18 protein-coding genes are annotated in these 19,424 nt (G+C 52.3%); 14 read left to right on the top strand and 4 right to left on the bottom strand.

Annotated features, from left to right (window positions below):
- Positions 1–154: 154 nt before the first annotated feature.
- The 13 genes from nuoA (at position 155) to nuoN (ending at position 15,179) form a co-directional block, all read left to right on the top strand.
- Positions 155–598: an NADH-quinone oxidoreductase subunit NuoA gene (gene nuoA, locus KXD89_RS07105; RefSeq protein ID WP_000062997.1), complete on the top strand. Its 444-nt coding sequence runs from the start codon at positions 155–157 to the stop codon at positions 596–598.
- Positions 599–613: 15 nt separating this feature from the next.
- Positions 614–1,276, top strand: a complete 663-nt coding sequence (nuoB, locus tag KXD89_RS07110) for an NADH-quinone oxidoreductase subunit NuoB (protein ID WP_000386733.1) — start codon at positions 614–616, stop codon at positions 1,274–1,276.
- Between the two features lie 93 nt (positions 1,277–1,369).
- Positions 1,370–3,172 (top strand): NADH-quinone oxidoreductase subunit C/D, encoded by a 1,803-nt coding sequence (gene nuoC, locus KXD89_RS07115; RefSeq protein WP_000247879.1) that lies wholly within the window; start codon positions 1,370–1,372, stop codon positions 3,170–3,172.
- 2 nt (positions 3,173–3,174) lie between these two features.
- On the top strand, positions 3,175–3,675 hold the full coding sequence (nuoE, locus tag KXD89_RS07120; protein ID WP_000545042.1) for an NADH-quinone oxidoreductase subunit NuoE: 501 nt from the start codon (positions 3,175–3,177) through the stop codon (positions 3,673–3,675).
- Positions 3,672–5,009: an NADH-quinone oxidoreductase subunit NuoF gene (gene nuoF, locus KXD89_RS07125; RefSeq protein WP_000789500.1), complete on the top strand. Its 1,338-nt coding sequence runs from the start codon at positions 3,672–3,674 to the stop codon at positions 5,007–5,009. The genes nuoE and nuoF overlap by 4 nt, the downstream gene beginning before the upstream one ends.
- A 52-nt stretch (positions 5,010–5,061) precedes the next feature.
- Positions 5,062–7,788, top strand: a complete 2,727-nt coding sequence (gene nuoG / locus KXD89_RS07130; protein WP_000190939.1) for an NADH-quinone oxidoreductase subunit NuoG — start codon at positions 5,062–5,064, stop codon at positions 7,786–7,788.
- Positions 7,785–8,762, top strand: coding sequence for an NADH-quinone oxidoreductase subunit NuoH (nuoH, locus tag KXD89_RS07135; RefSeq protein WP_000118507.1), 978 nt, complete (start codon positions 7,785–7,787; stop codon positions 8,760–8,762). The genes nuoG and nuoH overlap by 4 nt, the downstream gene beginning before the upstream one ends.
- A 14-nt stretch (positions 8,763–8,776) precedes the next feature.
- Positions 8,777–9,319, top strand: coding sequence for an NADH-quinone oxidoreductase subunit NuoI (gene nuoI / locus KXD89_RS07140; RefSeq protein WP_000172749.1), 543 nt, complete (start codon positions 8,777–8,779; stop codon positions 9,317–9,319).
- Positions 9,320–9,330: 11 nt separating this feature from the next.
- The gene (gene nuoJ / locus KXD89_RS07145) at positions 9,331–9,885 is read left to right on the top strand and encodes an NADH-quinone oxidoreductase subunit J (protein WP_000393511.1); all 555 of its coding nucleotides are present in this window, start codon (positions 9,331–9,333) and stop codon (positions 9,883–9,885) included.
- On the top strand, positions 9,882–10,184 hold the full coding sequence (gene nuoK, locus KXD89_RS07150) for an NADH-quinone oxidoreductase subunit NuoK (RefSeq protein WP_000612644.1): 303 nt from the start codon (positions 9,882–9,884) through the stop codon (positions 10,182–10,184). The genes nuoJ and nuoK overlap by 4 nt, the downstream gene beginning before the upstream one ends.
- The gene (gene nuoL / locus KXD89_RS07155) at positions 10,181–12,022 is read left to right on the top strand and encodes an NADH-quinone oxidoreductase subunit L (protein WP_072647330.1); all 1,842 of its coding nucleotides are present in this window, start codon (positions 10,181–10,183) and stop codon (positions 12,020–12,022) included. The genes nuoK and nuoL overlap by 4 nt, the downstream gene beginning before the upstream one ends.
- Positions 12,023–12,185: 163 nt before the next feature.
- Positions 12,186–13,715: an NADH-quinone oxidoreductase subunit M gene (nuoM, locus tag KXD89_RS07160; RefSeq protein WP_000926441.1), complete on the top strand. Its 1,530-nt coding sequence runs from the start codon at positions 12,186–12,188 to the stop codon at positions 13,713–13,715.
- Between the two features lie 6 nt (positions 13,716–13,721).
- The gene (gene nuoN / locus KXD89_RS07165) at positions 13,722–15,179 is read left to right on the top strand and encodes an NADH-quinone oxidoreductase subunit NuoN (protein WP_000156701.1); all 1,458 of its coding nucleotides are present in this window, start codon (positions 13,722–13,724) and stop codon (positions 15,177–15,179) included.
- An 83-nt stretch (positions 15,180–15,262) separates the two neighbouring features.
- Here nuoN and yfbP read toward each other — a convergent pair whose 3' ends face one another.
- Both yfbP and yfbO read right to left on the bottom strand, forming a co-directional pair.
- Complete coding sequence (yfbP, locus tag KXD89_RS07170) at positions 15,263–16,111, bottom strand: tetratricopeptide repeat protein YfbP (RefSeq protein ID WP_000767280.1); 849 nt, start codon at positions 16,109–16,111, stop codon at positions 15,263–15,265.
- A gap of 58 nt (positions 16,112–16,169) precedes the next feature.
- Positions 16,170–16,592 (bottom strand): protein YfbO, encoded by a 423-nt coding sequence (gene yfbO / locus KXD89_RS07175; RefSeq protein ID WP_000188051.1) that lies wholly within the window; start codon positions 16,590–16,592, stop codon positions 16,170–16,172.
- A 208-nt stretch (positions 16,593–16,800) separates the two neighbouring features.
- On the opposite strand from yfbO, the gene yfbN reads away from it, so the two are divergent.
- Positions 16,801–17,517, top strand: a complete 717-nt coding sequence (gene yfbN, locus KXD89_RS07180) for a protein YfbN (RefSeq protein ID WP_000455114.1) — start codon at positions 16,801–16,803, stop codon at positions 17,515–17,517.
- A gap of 272 nt (positions 17,518–17,789) precedes the next feature.
- Here the strand turns inward: yfbN and KXD89_RS07185 are convergent, their stop codons facing one another.
- On the bottom strand, positions 17,790–18,293 hold the full coding sequence (locus tag KXD89_RS07185) for a YfbM family protein (protein ID WP_000525360.1): 504 nt from the start codon (positions 18,291–18,293) through the stop codon (positions 17,790–17,792).
- Between the two features lie 102 nt (positions 18,294–18,395).
- A complete protein-coding gene (locus tag KXD89_RS07190; protein WP_000719999.1) occupies positions 18,396–19,367 on the bottom strand; it encodes a M28 family metallopeptidase in 972 nt (323 codons plus the stop codon).
- Positions 19,368–19,424 lie beyond the last annotated feature (57 nt).

Genomic DNA, 19,424 nt, shown 5'->3' on the forward strand with positions numbered 1-19,424 from the left:
GGTTATAGAAAGGAGTAAAAAACCACATCAATTAGCTGTATAAAAGAATTTCTACAGTGATTGTAAGGTTTTTTTTATTCCTCCCCATGAATCGATGTGGCGTCCATCTGCCGTGAAGAGCAGTGAATCTGGCGCTACTTTTGATGAGTAAGCAATGAGTATGTCAACATCCACTGAAGTCATCGCTCATCACTGGGCATTCGCTATCTTTCTTATCGTTGCCATTGGCCTGTGTTGCCTGATGCTGGTAGGCGGTTGGTTTTTAGGCGGTCGCGCACGCGCGAGGTCGAAAAACGTGCCGTTTGAATCCGGTATCGACTCGGTCGGCTCCGCCCGCTTACGCCTGTCCGCCAAGTTTTATCTGGTGGCCATGTTCTTCGTTATCTTCGACGTTGAAGCGCTGTATCTGTTCGCATGGTCAACCTCTATCCGCGAAAGCGGCTGGGTAGGCTTTGTGGAAGCTGCAATTTTTATTTTTGTGTTACTGGCAGGTCTGGTTTATCTGGTGCGTATTGGCGCGCTGGACTGGACGCCCGCGCGTTCACGCCGCGAGCGTATGAACCCGGAAACGAACAGTATCGCTAATCGTCAACGCTAACCGCGAGGCATTAAGATGGATTATACGCTCACCCGCATAGATCCCAACGGTGAGAACGACCGTTACCCCCTGCAAAAGCAGGAGATCGTAACCGACCCTCTGGAGCAAGAAGTTAACAAAAACGTGTTTATGGGCAAGCTCAATGACATGGTTAACTGGGGTCGTAAAAACTCAATTTGGCCGTATAACTTCGGTCTTTCCTGCTGTTACGTTGAGATGGTGACTTCGTTTACCGCGGTGCATGACGTGGCGCGTTTTGGCGCAGAAGTATTGCGTGCTTCGCCGCGTCAGGCTGACCTGATGGTGGTTGCAGGAACCTGCTTTACCAAAATGGCACCGGTTATTCAGCGTCTGTATGACCAGATGCTGGAACCAAAATGGGTTATCTCAATGGGTGCCTGTGCCAACTCTGGTGGTATGTACGATATTTATTCCGTTGTGCAGGGCGTCGATAAATTCATCCCGGTTGATGTGTATATCCCGGGCTGCCCGCCGCGTCCTGAAGCGTACATGCAGGCACTGATGCTGTTGCAGGAATCTATCGGCAAAGAACGTCGTCCGCTCTCCTGGGTGGTTGGCGATCAGGGCGTTTATCGCGCCAATATGCAATCAGAGCGCGAACGCAAGCGCGGTGAACGCATTGCCGTAACTAACCTGCGTACACCTGACGAGATTTAATTTGCGCCTGTCGGCAAAGGGATTTTTCTTCGCTTATTCCTAAATCTATTTCGCGAAGCTTACTGCGCCGACAGTCACCACGGACCATTTGCAATGGTGAACAATATGACCGACTTAACCGCGCAAGAACCCGCCTGGCAGACCCGCGATCATCTTGATGATCCGGTGATTGGCGAACTGCGCAACCGTTTTGGGCCGGATGCCTTTACTGTTCAGGCGACTCGCACCGGGGTTCCCGTTGTGTGGATCAAGCGTGAACAATTACTGGAAGTTGGCGATTTCTTAAAGAAACTGCCGAAACCTTACGTCATGCTGTTTGACTTACACGGCATGGACGAACGTCTGCGCACACACCGCGAAGGGTTACCTGCCGCGGATTTTTCCGTTTTCTACCATCTGATTTCTATCGATCGTAACCGCGACATCATGCTGAAGGTGGCGCTGGCAGAAAACGACCTGCACGTACCGACCTTCACCAAACTGTTCCCGAACGCTAACTGGTATGAGCGTGAAACCTGGGATCTGTTTGGCATTACTTTCGACGGTCACCCGAACCTGCGACGCATCATGATGCCGCAAACCTGGAAAGGTCACCCGCTGCGTAAAGATTATCCGGCGCGCGCTACCGAATTCTCGCCGTTTGAGCTGACCAAAGCCAAACAGGATCTGGAGATGGAAGCCCTGACCTTCAAACCGGAAGAGTGGGGGATGAAGCGCGGCACCGAAAACGAGGACTTCATGTTCCTCAACCTCGGTCCGAACCACCCGTCGGCGCACGGGGCTTTCCGTATCGTTTTGCAACTCGATGGCGAAGAGATTGTCGACTGCGTACCAGACATCGGTTACCACCACCGTGGTGCGGAGAAAATGGGCGAACGCCAGTCCTGGCACAGCTACATTCCGTATACTGACCGTATCGAATACCTCGGCGGCTGCGTTAACGAAATGCCTTACGTGCTGGCGGTAGAGAAACTGGCCGGGATCACCGTGCCGGATCGCGTTAACGTCATTCGCGTTATGCTCTCCGAACTGTTCCGCATCAACAGTCACCTGCTGTATATCTCGACCTTTATTCAGGACGTCGGCGCAATGACGCCAGTGTTCTTCGCCTTTACCGATCGTCAGAAAATTTACGATCTGGTGGAAGCAATCACTGGTTTCCGTATGCACCCGGCGTGGTTCCGTATTGGCGGCGTAGCGCACGACCTGCCGCGCGGCTGGGATCGCCTGCTGCGTGAGTTCCTCGACTGGATGCCGAAACGTCTGGCGTCTTACGAGAAAGCGGCGCTGCAAAACACCATTCTGAAAGGTCGTTCCCAGGGCGTTGCCGCCTATGGCGCGAAAGAGGCGCTGGAGTGGGGCACCACTGGCGCGGGCCTGCGTGCTACCGGGATCGACTTCGACGTGCGTAAGGCGCGTCCTTATTCTGGCTATGAAAACTTCGACTTTGAAATCCCGGTGGGTGGTGGCGTTTCTGACTGCTACACCCGCGTAATGCTTAAAGTGGAAGAGCTGCGCCAGAGTCTGCGCATTCTTGAGCAGTGCCTCAACAACATGCCGGAAGGCCCGTTCAAAGCGGATCACCCGCTGACCACGCCGCCGCCGAAAGAGCGCACGCTGCAACATATCGAAACCCTGATCACCCACTTCCTGCAAGTGTCGTGGGGTCCGGTGATGCCTGCCAATGAATCTTTCCAGATGATTGAGGCGACCAAAGGGATCAACAGTTACTACCTGACCAGCGACGGCAGCACCATGAGTTACCGCACCCGTGTTCGTACCCCGAGCTTTGCGCATTTGCAGCAAATTCCGGCGGCGATCCGCGGCAGCCTGGTGTCTGACCTGATTGTTTATCTGGGCAGTATCGATTTTGTTATGTCAGATGTGGACCGCTAATTATGCACGAGAATCAACAACCACAAACCGAGGCTTTTGAGCTGAGTGCGGCAGAGCGTGAAGCGATCGAGCACGAGATGCACCACTACGAAGACCCGCGTGCGGCGTCCATTGAAGCGCTGAAAATCGTTCAGAAGCAGCGTGGCTGGGTGCCGGATGGTGCGATCCACGCGATCGCCGATGTGCTGGGTATTCCGGCAAGCGACGTCGAAGGTGTGGCAACGTTCTACAGTCAGATCTTCCGCCAGCCGGTTGGTCGCCATGTGATCCGTTATTGTGACAGCGTGGTCTGTCATATCAACGGTTATCAGGGTATTCAGGCGGCGCTCGAGAAAAAGCTGAACATCAAACCAGGGCAAACGACATTTGATGGCCGCTTTACGCTGCTGCCAACTTGCTGCCTGGGGAACTGTGATAAAGGGCCAAACATGATGATCGATGAGGACACTCACGCGCATCTGACCCCGGAAGCGATCCCTGAACTGCTGGAGCGGTATAAATGAAAAACATTATCCGTACTCCCGAAACGCATCCGCTGACCTGGCGTCTGCGCGATGACAAACAGCCAGTGTGGCTGGACGAATACCGCAGCAAAAACGGTTACGAAGGCGCGCGTAAGGCGCTGACCGGGCTGTCTCCGGACGAAATCGTTAATCAGGTAAAAGACGCTGGTCTGAAAGGGCGCGGCGGCGCGGGCTTCTCGACTGGCCTGAAATGGAGCCTGATGCCGAAAGACGAATCCATGAACATCCGTTACCTGCTGTGTAATGCCGATGAAATGGAGCCGGGCACCTATAAAGACCGCCTGTTGATGGAGCAACTGCCGCACCTGCTGGTGGAAGGTATGCTCATCTCCGCGTTTGCGCTGAAAGCTTACCGTGGCTACATCTTCCTGCGTGGCGAATATATCGAAGCGGCAGTTAATCTGCGCCGTGCCATTGCCGAAGCCACCGAAGCGGGTCTGCTTGGCAAAAACATTATGGGAACAGGTTTCGATTTCGAACTGTTCGTCCATACCGGGGCAGGGCGCTACATCTGCGGGGAAGAAACAGCGTTAATCAACTCCCTGGAAGGACGTCGTGCTAACCCACGCTCGAAGCCACCCTTCCCGGCAACCTCCGGCGCATGGGGTAAACCGACCTGTGTCAACAACGTCGAAACCCTGTGTAACGTTCCGGCGATCCTCGCTAACGGCGTGGAGTGGTATCAGAACATCTCGAAAAGTAAAGATGCTGGCACCAAGCTGATGGGCTTCTCCGGTCGGGTGAAAAATCCGGGACTGTGGGAACTGCCGTTCGGCACCACCGCACGCGAGATCCTCGAAGATTACGCCGGTGGTATGCGTGATGGTCTGAAATTTAAAGCCTGGCAGCCAGGCGGCGCGGGGACTGACTTCCTGACCGAAGCGCACCTTGATCTGCCGATGGAATTCGAAAGTATCGGTAAAGCGGGCAGCCGTCTGGGTACGGCGCTGGCGATGGCGGTTGACCATGAGATCAACATGGTGTCGCTGGTGCGTAACCTGGAAGAGTTTTTCGCCCGTGAGTCCTGCGGCTGGTGTACGCCGTGCCGCGACGGTCTGCCGTGGAGCGTGAAAATTCTGCGTGCGCTGGAGCGTGGTGAAGGTCAGCCGGGCGATATCGAAACACTTGAGCAACTGTGTCGATTCTTAGGCCCGGGTAAAACTTTCTGTGCCCACGCACCTGGTGCAGTGGAGCCGTTACAGAGCGCCATCAAATATTTCCGCGAAGAATTTGAGGCGGGAATCAAACAGCCGTTCAGCAATACCCATTTGATTAATGGGATTCAGCCGAACCTGCTGAAAGAGCGCTGGTAACCGAATTTCGATTAACGCTCAGTCTCTGACTGAGAAAACTGGAAGCATGCTAATGGCTACAATTCATGTAGACGGCAAAGAATACGAGGTCAACGGAGCGGACAACCTGCTGGAAGCTTGTCTGTCTCTGGGCCTTGATATTCCTTACTTTTGCTGGCATCCGGCGCTGGGAAGTGTCGGTGCTTGCCGCCAGTGTGCGGTGAAGCAATACCAAAACGCGGAAGACACGCGTGGTCGCCTGGTGATGTCCTGTATGACACCGGCTTCCGATGGCACCTTTATTTCCATTGACGACGAAGAAGCGAAACAGTTCCGTGAAAGCGTGGTCGAGTGGTTGATGACCAACCACCCGCACGACTGTCCGGTATGTGAAGAGGGCGGTAACTGCCATCTTCAGGATATGACTGTGATGACCGGACACAGCTTCCGTCGCTACCGTTTCACCAAACGTACCCACCGTAATCAGGATTTGGGGCCATTCATCTCTCACGAAATGAACCGCTGCATCGCCTGCTACCGCTGTGTGCGTTACTACAAAGATTACGCTGACGGTACAGATCTGGGCGTTTACGGTGCGCACGACAACGTCTACTTCGGTCGCCCGGAAGACGGCACGCTGGAAAGCGAATTTTCCGGTAACCTGGTCGAAATTTGCCCGACCGGCGTATTTACCGACAAAACGCACTCCGAGCGTTACAACCGTAAATGGGATATGCAGTTTGCGCCGAGCATCTGCCAGCAATGTTCCATCGGCTGTAACATCAGCCCCGGTGAACGTTACGGCGAACTGCGTCGTATCGAAAACCGTTACAACGGTACGGTAAACCACTACTTCCTCTGCGACCGTGGTCGTTTCGGTTACGGTTACGTCAACCTGAAGGATCGTCCGCGTCAGCCAGTACAGCGTCGTGGCGATGATTTCATTACCCTCAACGCCGAACAGGCAATGCAGGGCGCGGCAGATATTCTGCGTCAGTCGAAGAAAGTGATCGGTATTGGTTCTCCGCGTGCCAGCGTGGAAAGCAACTTTGCGCTGCGTGAACTGGTGGGCGAAGAAAACTTCTACACCGGTATCGCTCACGGTGAGCAGGAACGTCTGCAACTGGCGCTGAAAGTGCTGCGTGAAGGCGGCATTTATACTCCGGCTCTGCGCGAAATCGAATCTTACGATGCGGTACTGGTGCTGGGCGAAGACGTTACCCAGACCGGCGCGCGCGTCGCGCTGGCAGTGCGTCAGGCTGTGAAAGGTAAAGCGCGCGAAATGGCGGCAGCACAGAAAGTGGCTGACTGGCAGATTGCGGCAATCCTCAACATCGGTCAACGTGCGAAGCATCCGCTGTTTGTTACCAACGTTGATGACACCCGTCTGGATGATATCGCGGCGTGGACTTACCGCGCACCGGTTGAAGATCAGGCGCGTTTAGGTTTTGCCATCGCCCATGCGCTGGATAACTCTGCACCAGCGGTTGACGGTATCGAACCTGAGCTGCAAAGCAAAATCGACGTCATCGTGCAGGCACTGGCAGGTGCGAAGAAACCGTTGATTATCTCCGGGACGAACGCCGGTAGCTTAGAGGTGATTCAGGCGGCGGCTAACGTCGCGAAAGCCCTGAAAGGTCGCGGCGCTGACGTCGGTATCACCATGATTGCCCGTTCCGTCAACAGCATGGGGCTGGGCATTATGGGTGGCGGTTCGCTTGAAGAAGCGTTAACCGAACTGGAAACCGGACGCGCCGACGCGGTGGTGGTGTTGGAAAACGATCTGCATCGTCACGCTTCTGCTATCCGCGTGAATGCTGCGCTGGCTAAAGCACCGCTGGTGATGGTGGTTGATCATCAACGCACAGCGATTATGGAAAACGCCCATCTGGTACTTTCTGCTGCCAGCTTTGCTGAAAGCGACGGTACGGTGATCAACAACGAAGGCCGCGCCCAACGTTTCTTCCAGGTTTACGATCCTGCTTATTACGACAGCAAAACTGTCATGCTGGAAAGCTGGCGCTGGTTACACTCGCTGCACAGCACCCTGCTGAGCCGTGAAGTGGACTGGACGCAGCTCGACCATGTGATTGACGCTGTTGTGGCGAAAATCCCGGAACTGGCAGGTATCAAAGATGCTGCGCCGGATGCGACATTCCGTATTCGTGGGCAGAAACTGGCCCGTGAACCGCACCGTTACAGCGGTCGTACCGCCATGCGCGCCAATATCAGCGTTCATGAGCCGCGTCAGCCGCAGGATATTGACACCATGTTCACCTTCTCGATGGAAGGTAACAACCAGCCGACTGCGCACCGTTCGCAAGTGCCGTTTGCCTGGGCGCCGGGCTGGAACTCCCCGCAGGCGTGGAACAAATTCCAGGACGAAGTGGGCGGCAAACTGCGCTTTGGCGATCCGGGCGTGCGTCTGTTTGAAACCAGCGAAAATGGTCTGGATTACTTCACCAGCGTACCGGCACGCTTCCAGCCGCAGGACGGGAAATGGCGTATCGCGCCGTATTACCACCTGTTTGGCAGCGATGAATTGTCACAGCGTGCTCCGGTCTTCCAGAGCCGTATGCCGCAGCCGTACATCAAACTCAACCCAGCGGATGCCGCGAAGTTGGGTGTGAACGCAGGTACACGCGTCTCCTTTAGTTACGATGGCAACACGGTCACGCTGCCGGTTGAAATCGCCGAAGGACTGACGGCAGGGCAGGTGGGCTTGCCGATGGGTATGTCCGGCATTGCTCCGGTGCTGGCTGGCGCGCATCTTGAGGATCTCAAGGAGGCACAACAATGAGTTGGATATCACCGGAACTGATTGAGATCCTGCTGACCATCCTCAAAGCGGTGGTGATCCTGCTGGTGGTTGTCACCTGCGGGGCATTCATGAGCTTTGGCGAACGTCGCCTGCTGGGTCTGTTCCAGAACCGTTACGGACCTAACCGTGTTGGCTGGGGCGGTTCGCTCCAGCTGGTTGCGGACATGATCAAAATGTTCTTTAAAGAAGACTGGATCCCGAAATTCTCGGATCGCGTCATCTTTACCCTGGCACCGATGATTGCCTTTACCTCGCTGCTGCTGGCCTTTGCGATTGTGCCAGTCAGTCCGGGTTGGGTGGTTGCCGACCTGAACATCGGGATTTTGTTCTTCCTGATGATGGCAGGTCTGGCGGTTTACGCGGTGCTGTTTGCGGGCTGGTCAAGTAACAACAAATACTCGTTGCTGGGTGCGATGCGTGCTTCTGCGCAGACCCTGAGCTACGAAGTGTTCCTCGGGCTTTCCTTGATGGGCGTGGTGGCGCAGGCCGGTTCATTCAACATGACCGACATCGTCAACAGCCAGGCGCATGTGTGGAACGTTATCCCGCAATTCTTTGGTTTTATTACCTTTGCCATCGCGGGCGTGGCGGTATGTCACCGTCACCCGTTTGACCAGCCGGAAGCCGAGCAGGAACTGGCGGATGGTTACCACATTGAATATTCCGGTATGAAGTTCGGTCTGTTCTTCGTGGGTGAGTACATCGGGATTGTGACCATCTCTGCATTGATGGTGACGCTGTTCTTCGGTGGCTGGCAAGGCCCGTTGTTACCGCCATTCATCTGGTTCGCGCTGAAAACCGCGTTCTTTATGATGATGTTCATTTTGATTCGTGCGTCGTTACCGCGTCCGCGTTATGACCAGGTAATGTCCTTCGGCTGGAAAATCTGCCTGCCGCTGACGCTGATCAACTTGCTGGTAACGGCGGCTGTCATTCTCTGGCAGGCGCAATAAGGGGCAATAAGACCATGACCTTAAAAGAATTGTTAGTAGGTTTCGGCACCCAGGTTCGTAGTATCTGGATGATCGGCCTGCACGCGTTCGCCAAACGCGAAACGCGAATGTACCCGGAAGAGCCGGTCTATCTGCCGCCCCGTTATCGTGGTCGTATCGTTCTGACCCGCGACCCGGACGGCGAAGAGCGTTGCGTAGCCTGTAACCTCTGCGCGGTAGCCTGCCCGGTCGGCTGTATCTCGCTGCAAAAAGCAGAAACCAAAGACGGTCGCTGGTACCCGGAATTTTTCCGCATCAACTTCTCACGCTGCATTTTCTGTGGTCTGTGCGAAGAAGCCTGTCCGACCACGGCGATTCAGTTAACCCCGGATTTCGAAATGGGGGAATACAAGCGCCAGGATCTGGTTTACGAGAAAGAGGATCTGCTGATCTCCGGTCCGGGCAAATACCCGGAATATAACTTCTACCGGATGGCAGGTATGGCAATCGACGGCAAAGATAAGGGCGAAGCAGAGAACGAAGCCAAGCCTATCGACGTCAAGAGCCTGTTACCGTAAGGAGAGGGGCAATGGAGTTCGCTTTTTATATCTGTGGCCTGATAGCCATACTTGCGACCTTGCGAGTGATCACCCATACCAATCCGGTACACGCACTGCTGTACCTGATTATTTCGCTGCTGGCGATTTCCGGGGTGTTCTTCTCACTGGGCGCTTACTTCGCCGGTGCGCTGGAAATTATCGTCTACGCGGGTGCCATTATGGTGCTGTTCGTGTTCGTGGTGATGATGCTCAACCTGGGCGGTTCAGAAATCGAACAGGAACGCCAGTGGCTGAAACCGCAGGTGTGGATTGGTCCGGCAATTTTGTCGGCCATCATGCTGGTGGTGATTGTTTACGCCATCCTCGGTGTTAACGATCAGGGTATCGACGGTACGCCAATCAGTGCTAAAGCAGTGGGTATTACGCTGTTCGGGCCTTACGTACTGGCGGTGGAACTGGCTTCTATGCTGCTGCTCGCAGGTCTGGTTGTGGCCTTCCACGTCGGTCGTGAAGAGCGTGCGGGTGAAGTGCTGAGCAATCGTAAAGACGACAGCGCGAAAAGAAAAACGGAGGAGCACGCATGATCCCCTTACAACATGGACTGATCCTCGCGGCAATCTTATTCGTTCTTGGCTTAACCGGTCTGGTTATCCGTCGCAATCTGCTGTTTATGTTGATTGGTCTGGAAATCATGATTAACGCCTCCGCGCTGGCCTTCGTGGTCGCCGGAAGCTACTGGGGCCAGACCGACGGTCAGGTGATGTACATTCTCGCCATCAGCCTCGCGGCGGCAGAAGCGAGTATCGGCCTTGCGCTGCTGCTGCAACTTCACCGTCGTCGCCAGAACCTGAACATCGATTCAGTAAGTGAGATGCGCGGATGAACATGCTTGCCTTAACCATTATTTTGCCATTGATTGGCTTCGTCCTGCTGGCATTCTCCCGTGGGCGCTGGTCTGAAAACGTCTCGGCGATCGTCGGCGTAGGCTCTGTGGGCCTGGCGGCGCTGGTAACCGCCTTTATCGGCGTTGATTTCTTCGCTAACGGCGAGCAGACATACAGCCAGCCGCTGTGGACGTGGATGTCGGTAGGCGACTTTAACATCGGTTTTAACCTGGTGCTGGACGGCCTGTCGCTGACCATGCTCTCGGTGGTCACTGGTGTGGGTTTCCTTATTCACATGTACGCCTCCTGGTATATGCGCGGTGAAGAGGGCTACTCTCGCTTCTTCGCTTACACCAACCTGTTCATCGCCAGCATGGTGGTTCTGGTGCTTGCCGACAACCTGCTGCTGATGTACCTCGGCTGGGAAGGCGTGGGCCTGTGCTCCTATCTGCTGATCGGGTTCTATTACACCGATCCGAAGAATGGCGCAGCGGCAATGAAAGCGTTCGTCGTGACCCGTGTGGGTGACGTGTTCCTCGCTTTCGCACTGTTCATTCTTTACAACGAACTGGGCACCCTGAACTTCCGCGAAATGGTGGAACTGGCACCAGCGAACTTTGCTGACGGCAATAACATGCTGATGTGGGCGACGCTGATGCTGCTGGGCGGTGCGGTCGGTAAATCTGCGCAGTTGCCGTTGCAGACATGGCTTGCCGACGCGATGGCGGGCCCGACGCCTGTCTCCGCGCTGATCCACGCCGCAACCATGGTAACCGCGGGTGTCTACCTGATCGCCCGTACCCACGGCCTGTTCCTGATGACGCCGGAAGTTCTGCATCTGGTGGGTATTGTCGGGGCGGTTACGCTGCTGCTGGCCGGTTTTGCCGCGCTGGTACAGACCGACATCAAACGTGTTCTCGCTTACTCTACCATGAGCCAGATTGGCTACATGTTCCTCGCGCTTGGCGTGCAGGCATGGGATGCGGCGATTTTCCACTTGATGACCCACGCGTTCTTTAAAGCGCTGCTGTTCCTGGCATCCGGTTCCGTCATTCTGGCCTGCCATCACGAACAGAACATCTTCAAGATGGGCGGTCTGCGTAAATCTATTCCGCTGGTTTATCTCTGCTTCCTGGTGGGCGGCGCAGCACTGTCGGCACTACCGCTGGTCACTGCGGGCTTCTTCAGTAAGGATGAGATCCTCGCGGGTGCGATGGCGAATGGTCATATCAATCTGATGGTGGCAGGTCTGGTCGGTGCGTTTATGACCTCGCTCTACACCTTCCGTATGATTTTCATCGTCTTCCACGGAAAAGAACAAATTCACGCTCACGCCGTGAAAGGGGTAACTCACAGCCTGCCGCTGATTGTGCTGCTGATCCTTTCCACCTTCGTTGGCGCACTGATTGTACCGCCGCTGCAGGGCGTGCTTCCGCAAACGACGGAACTGGCGCACGGCAGCATGTTGACCCTGGAAATTACCTCTGGCGTGGTCGCGGTGGTCGGCATTCTGCTGGCAGCCTGGCTGTGGCTGGGTAAACGTACTCTGGTGACCTCCATCGCCAACAGTGCGCCGGGCCGTCTGCTGGGCACCTGGTGGTACAACGCCTGGGGATTTGACTGGCTGTATGACAAAGTGTTCGTCAAGCCGTTCCTGGGTATTGCCTGGTTGCTGAAACGCGATCCGCTGAACTCAATGATGAACATCCCGGCTGTCCTTTCCCGCTTTGCAGGTAAAGGTCTGCTGTTAAGTGAGAACGGCTATCTGCGCTGGTATGTGGCATCCATGAGCATCGGTGCGGTCGTGGTGCTGGCACTGTTGATGGTACTGCGTTGAGTTAAGGATTGTGGGATTGCCCCTGGGCATATAAGAACGTAGGTCGGATAAGCCGCCTTCGCGGTGCATCCGACACTACCCCCAGTCCGAAGAGAATTTTCTGTCGTGAGAATTCGTTGAAAATCCGGTCCTGACGGGACTTTTACAAGGAATAAAGATCGCCATGTTACTACCCTGGCTAATATTAATTCCCTTTATTGGCGGCTTCCTGTGCTGGCAGACCGAACGCTTTGGCGTCAAGGTGCCACGCTGGATCGCGCTGATCACCATGGGATTGACGCTGGCGCTGTCGCTGCAACTGTGGTTGCAGGGCGGTTATTCACTGACGCAATCCGCCGGAATTCCGCAGTGGCAGTCTGAATTCGACATGCCGTGGATCCCGCGTTTTGGTATCTCTATTCATCTCGCCATTGACGGGCTGTCGCTGCTGATGGTCGTGCTGACCGGTCTGCTCGGTGTGCTGGCGGTACTATGTTCGTGGAAAGAGATCGAAAAATATCAGGGCTTCTTCCACCTCAACCTGATGTGGATCCTGGGCGGCGTTATCGGCGTGTTCCTTGCCATCGACATGTTCCTGTTCTTCTTCTTCTGGGAAATGATGCTGGTGCCGATGTACTTCCTGATCGCACTGTGGGGGCATAAAGCCTCTGACGGTAAAACGCGTATCACGGCGGCAACCAAGTTCTTCATTTACACCCAGGCGAGTGGCCTGGTGATGTTGATTGCCATCCTGGCGCTGGTTTTTGTTCACTACAATGCGACCGGCGTCTGGACCTTCAACTATGAAGAGCTGCTGAATACGCCAATGTCCAGTGGTGTGGAATACCTGTTAATGCTGGGCTTCTTCATCGCCTTCGCAGTCAAAATGCCGGTGGTTCCGCTGCATGGCTGGCTGCCGGATGCGCACTCCCAGGCTCCGACCGCCGGTTCCGTTGACCTCGCGGGGATCTTGCTGAAAACTGCCGCTTACGGTTTGCTGCGTTTCTCCCTGCCGCTGTTCCCGAACGCGTCGGCAGAGTTCGCGCCAATTGCTATGTGGCTGGGTGTTATCGGCATCTTCTACGGTGCGTGGATGGCCTTCGCCCAGACCGATATCAAACGTCTGATCGCCTACACCTCGGTTTCCCACATGGGCTTCGTGCTGATTGCTATCTACACCGGCAGCCAGTTGGCCTACCAGGGCGCGGTAATCCAGATGATTGCGCACGGTTTGTCGGCGGCGGGTCTGTTTATTCTTTGTGGTCAGCTTTATGAACGTATCCATACCCGCGACATGCGCATGATGGGCGGTCTGTGGAGCAAGATGAAATGGCTGCCAGCACTGTCGCTGTTCTTTGCGGTGGCAACGCTTGGGATGCCTGGCACCGGTAACTTCGTCGGCGAATTTATGATTCTGTTCGGCAGCTTCCAGGTTGTACCGGTGATTACCGTTATCTCTACCTTTGGGCTGGTCTTTGCATCTGTTTATTCGCTGGCGATGTTACATCGCGCTTACTTCGGTAAAGCGAAAAGCCAGATTGCCAGCCAGGAACTGCCAGGGATGTCGCTGCGTGAGCTGTTTATGATCCTGTTGCTGGTGGTGCTGCTGGTACTGCTGGGCTTCTATCCGCAGCCGATTCTGGATACCTCGCACTCCGCGATTGGCAATATCCAGCAGTGGTTTGTTAATTCCGTTACTACTACAAGGCCGTAAATCGCCATGACAATAACTCCACAAAACCTGATCGCACTGCTACCGTTGCTGATCGTCGGCTTGACGGTGGTGGTTGTGATGCTCTCCATTGCGTGGCGACGCAATCATTTCCTCAACGCTACGCTCTCGGTTATTGGGCTTAACGCGGCGCTGGTTTCGCTCTGGTTTGTTGGCCAGGCGGGCGCTATGGACGTTACGCCGCTGATGCGCGTTGATGGTTTCGCCATGCTTTACACCGGGCTGGTATTGTTGGCGAGCCTCGCCACCTGTACTTTCGCCTACCCGTGGCTTGAAGGCTATAACGACAACAAGGATGAGTTCTACCTGTTGGTGTTAATTGCCGCGCTGGGCGGGATCCTGCTGGCGAATGCCAACCATCTGGCGTCTCTGTTCCTCGGTATCGAACTGATCTCTTTGCCGCTGTTTGGCCTGGTCGGTTACGCTTTCCGCCAGAAACGTTCACTGGAAGCCAGTATCAAATACACCATCCTTTCTGCCGCAGCGTCTTCTTTCCTGCTGTTTGGTATGGCGCTGGTGTATGCGCAGTCTGGCGACCTGTCGTTTGTCGCGTTGGGTAAAAACCTTGGCGACGGTATGCTCAACGAGCCGCTGTTGCTGGCAGGTTTCGGCCTGATGATTGTTGGCCTCGGCTTCAAACTCTCTCTGGTGCCGTTCCACCTGTGGACGCCAGACGTATACCAGGGCGCGCCTGCGCCGGTTTCCACTTTCCTGGCGACGGCGAGCAAAATCGCTATCTTCGGTGTGGTGATGCGTCTGTTCCTCTACGCACCGGTGGGTGACAGCGAAGCGATTCGCGTGGTGCTGGCGATTATCGCCTTTGCCTCCATCATCTTCGGTAACCTGATGGCGCTGAGCCAGACCAATATCAAACGTCTGCTCGGTTACTCATCTATCTCTCACCTCGGCTATCTGCTGGTAGCGCTGATTGCGCTGCAAACCGGCGAGATGTCGATGGAAGCGGTAGGGGTTTACCTGGCCGGTTATCTGTTCAGCAGCCTCGGCGCGTTCGGCGTGGTCAGCCTGATGTCCAGCCCGTATCGTGGCCCGGATGCTGATTCCCTGTTCTCTTACCGCGGTCTGTTCTGGCATCGTCCGATCCTCGCGGCAGTGATGACGGTGATGATGCTGTCTCTGGCCGGTATCCCGATGACGCTGGGCTTTATCGGTAAGTTCTACGTGCTGGCGGTCGGTGTCCAGGCACACTTGTGGTGGCTGGTGGGTGCCGTGGTTGTCGGTTCGGCAATCGGCCTCTACTACTACCTGCGCGTGGCGGTGAGCCTGTATCTTCACGCCCCGGAACAACCGGGTCGCGATGCACCATCAAACTGGCAGTACAGCGCGGGCGGTATCGTTGTGCTGATCTCTGCACTGTTGGTACTGGTGCTGGGTGTATGGCCACAACCGCTGATTAGCATTGTGCGTTTGGCAATGCCGCTGATGTAATCTGTTACTTTGTAAGTCAGAAAGCCGCCGACATGCTCGGCGGTTTTTCTGAAAAAGAAGGGATAGTAGATAGACGCAGAGCGTTAAGTGAACTGTGTACGACTATCGCCAAAATACTCTAAACATAACTGCCTGAATTTTGCCCGCCATTCATCGATATTAAAATCATAGCGTTCCTGAAATGCAGTCGTTTCACTGGACATTATCCAGGCATAATTATGTAACAGGGTTAATGCCTGAAGCGGTTTTCTCTGCGCAAAATAAGTATCAACACACATCTGCATCAAGGGGTAATTATTATTTTCCTTTGTTCCTCCAAAGCTAAGATCTAATCCTTGTTCTTTAATGCACTGAATCACAGGATCATCCTGGAAATTCGGGACATCTGCGGCCTGTGACAGCAAATGAATGACTTTATTGTCAGGAACACCAAATGCCCAATTGCCAAGATAAGCATTAAGCGCAGCCTGTGCTGCAGCTTCTGTTTTTTTACATCGGCGATACTGGATTGCCAGTGCTAACCAATATTCGCTGACTTCAGGCAATTGTTCTGTTGCTCGCTGTAACAGTGGCAGTGCGTCATCAAGCCTTCCCGTTGAAAGACATTTCCGAGCAACACGGAAGAGATTTGCTGCAAAGTCTTGATCTTCGATGCTGATGCCATTTTCATGGGGATCATCATCATTCACTTCCAGCCATTCTTCGAACTTCTTAATGCTGGAAAAGGCAGGTACGATTCGCCATTCGTCATGGTACGTTTCGCACACTATAGGTAGTTTATGCTCCTGACCAATAGGCCAGTACAAACCGAAACAGTCTCCGTTACCATATGCTGCATCTGTAAGTACGGTAAATCCGTTCGGAGGAAAAGGCCCCGGGCAAATTCCATCAATGCCAGGTGAAATATCACTACTGCGAGGAATAAGTTTCATCATGTTCCTTCACATAAAAATTTATGTAAACATCCGCTTATCTGTTTATATAAATGTTTTAATCCCACCAACAAGTAACCGGATGCATACCCACAGGGACTTCAACCCATCCATGCTCCGTATCTTCTGACCATCCTTCCCAGCACTCATCAGGGGCAATTTCTTCTACAAACCAGCTCTGAACTTCTTCTGGTGAAGCAGTGGTGATAACTAAAATACTTTCACTAAAGGGCCAGTCTGGGTCATCGAACATCGTAATTTCTACCAAAACATCACTAACATTGTTACGCTCACGTATTTTCAGAAAATGGTGATAGATAGCTTGCGGAGATTGTTCTGGAATCACATTGCAACATATTGAACCATGGATATTATTGTCAATAAAAAAATCCTCAAGAGATAACAATGGACGAGGAGTATCAGGATTATTAACATCACCATTGATATTAACAAGTTGGGTAATGCGTTCTAAAGGTGTCATAATTATTCCCTGAAATAATATATTCATCAAACGAATGACATTGTTTGAATTCATTAGCAGATAAATAGTGACAATTCCATACGTATTATTAGTTTCAAGAGCATCATAACATGAATGTTAAGCAGGAAAACGTGAGATATTCAGTCAGGCCGGGTCGTTATCCAGACGTTGTTATATTTAATATCATAAATATTTAAAGGGGTTTGACATGGAATGGTTAAGTGAAATTCGTAAACTTCGGAAGAACGTACCTGTCGGTATCCAGGTTGCCAGACGTTTGTTAGAGAGGACTGGCGGTGATGTTGATGAAGCCATCAAGTTGTTTCATATTGACCAAATCAATATATTGACGGCAAAAGCAGACGTCACTCATCAGGAAGCAGAGAATGTTTTGTTGGCTACAAACTATGATATTGCAGAAGCTCTTCGGCGTATTGATGAACAACGCTATACACTGACGGAATTGATTTTGCGTAAAAATAAGGATGCCGGAGATGCCTTAAACAATATAGCATTGGCGATTGAATATGAGTGGGATCTCAAGCGTAAGTTTTGGTTTGGTTTTGCAGATATCCAATTATTACCGCCAGTTTTACAAACATTTATGCTGGTTTATGAATGGCATGAATATGTTGGTTGGGAAGGAATGGAGTGTGGGATATTTTTTGAAAGTGATCATACTCACCAGCAATTGCAAGCTTTGGGGTTATTAGAACTCGCCCAAAAAATGGTTACTGCAAGAATCCGATATGATGAGCTAAAAGACAAGGCCGAAAATTTTCACGAGATTACAGAGGATGACATATTCAAAATGCTTATAATACATTGTGACCAACTTGCAAGAGAGGTTGATTCTATATTACTGCAATTTGTGAAGGACAATATTGATGTTTTCCCGTGTCGCCATAACAGACACGAGTTATAAAAAATAATCCCAAAATTGAACAGGCTTTTTATCTACCTGGTAATGACAGGTTCAATTCCGTTTTCATCAAGCATGACAGATCGTTGCCAGCACAGAGGATATCGCTGTTACATACCGAATATACGGTATTGCATTTAACAATGCGACTAAGCAAGCATTTAGTAATATTTATACAAGGGGATAAAAACCGGACCATGGTTAAAGATTTTTTCAAGATGATCCTGGCGTAAATCTTAACTAATGGGTCTTTCTCCCCCAGGCATCAAGCTATATCACCCAACAATAACCGTCAGCGCATGATTCCCTTGTCGCAGCATACGTCGATACGCGCTAATCAGCTTTTCCATATCAAGCATGATCGAGGCAAAGAGTTGCCCCTCTAACTCTTCTGAAAAGGTCACTCCCGGATAAATCTCCATTTCATTGAGTCGCTTAATGGAAAACTGTTTACGCAGTTCATTTCGATCCAGTGATTCCAGTCGGTCGATTGTCGCGGCTAACTCCTGATTCCAGGTCAATCCAAGGAAGCCATCTATGCCATCTTCGAGGCTGTGTTCACCAAGCACGGCACGACTCAGCGGATCATTCTTCGCGGGATCAAAAGCAGAGGTGCCTGTCAGCCCAAAGTGTAAAAAATCCCAGCGTTTATCAATATCCAGTCGGCGTAATCCTGAAAGCGTGTCATGTATATTATCCATCAAAGGTTTTTCAGTAGACTCAAGCAGTTGGTTAATCTTTTCTGAGTCAATTTCTGCAAAATAGCCAATCATTCCCATTTATTTTTCCTCCGTTGAATTTCATGTTTCGCATCTTAAAACAGATGAGGGAAAATAAAATGTGCATGTCGCTTTTTCTGGACCCGCCTCGAGAAATTTTTATTATTTACTGTTGTATAACAAAGTTATAACACCATCCACTACCTGAGCCATTTTCTGATAATTCAATCTGTCTGCGGTATCACCGGGCAAGTGGTATTGTTTATTACGATAAAAAGCGGTGTCAGTAATCATTATGGCGGGAATATCGTGTTGCCAATAATTCAGGTGGTCAGAGAAATCAATACCGGGAATAAACCCTGGGGTATTCATAGAATAAACAGATAAATCCTGAGATGACAACAATGCCGCTTTTACCTGACGAACGGCGTTGATATCCTGTATTCTGCCGACCACGGCAATAAAGTCTCCCCGATCGGGATAAAGCCAGGACATTGCCGGGTAAGGGTAATTCTGGCTTCCAGGCGCAGAGTCGTAATAGCCAATCATCTCCAGTGCTATCATTAATTTCACTGGACGCTCAAGCGAAGCTGCATGCACCGCGCTCCCCATTTCATCGCTACGAAAGAAGGGCGGTTCTTCCGACGCATAGGCGACCAGCTGCACGCCTGTTTTCGGTACTTGCTGATGTAACAAACGTGCCAGTTCGAGTAATCCTGCCACACCGCTGGCGTTATCATCCGCGCCCGGCGTATAGGTCAATTGATCGTTTTCATAACTGCTGGCAGAGTCATAATGCGCACCAATAATAATCAGCGGTCCATCGGCAGGACCATAATCAGCAACAATGTTTTTGTAGGGGCCACCCGTAATGGGGACGTCCTGCGAGGTAACTCTGGCACCGCTACTGACAAAGACCTCTTTTATATATTCTGCGGACCTATTCAGATTATCAATATTGTCGGCACTACGTGGATGCACAGTTTGTGTAAGATAACGAACTGTTTTTTCTAATTGCTCAGGACTTGCGTGTCGGGGCGTTGACGGTAATGCATTGACCCAGGGTTGGTAAAAAATAATCATAGGGAGTAAAAACACAAATAATATAATAAAAGCAAAGATTATTTTTTTCATATGCAAATTATTAATGGGTTGCGTTGTTGAATCATTATTTGCTATGGGTTTCGATAT

The organism is Escherichia sp. TC-EC600-tetX4 (genome assembly GCF_019356055.1).
Lineage (GTDB): Bacteria > Pseudomonadota > Gammaproteobacteria > Enterobacterales > Enterobacteriaceae.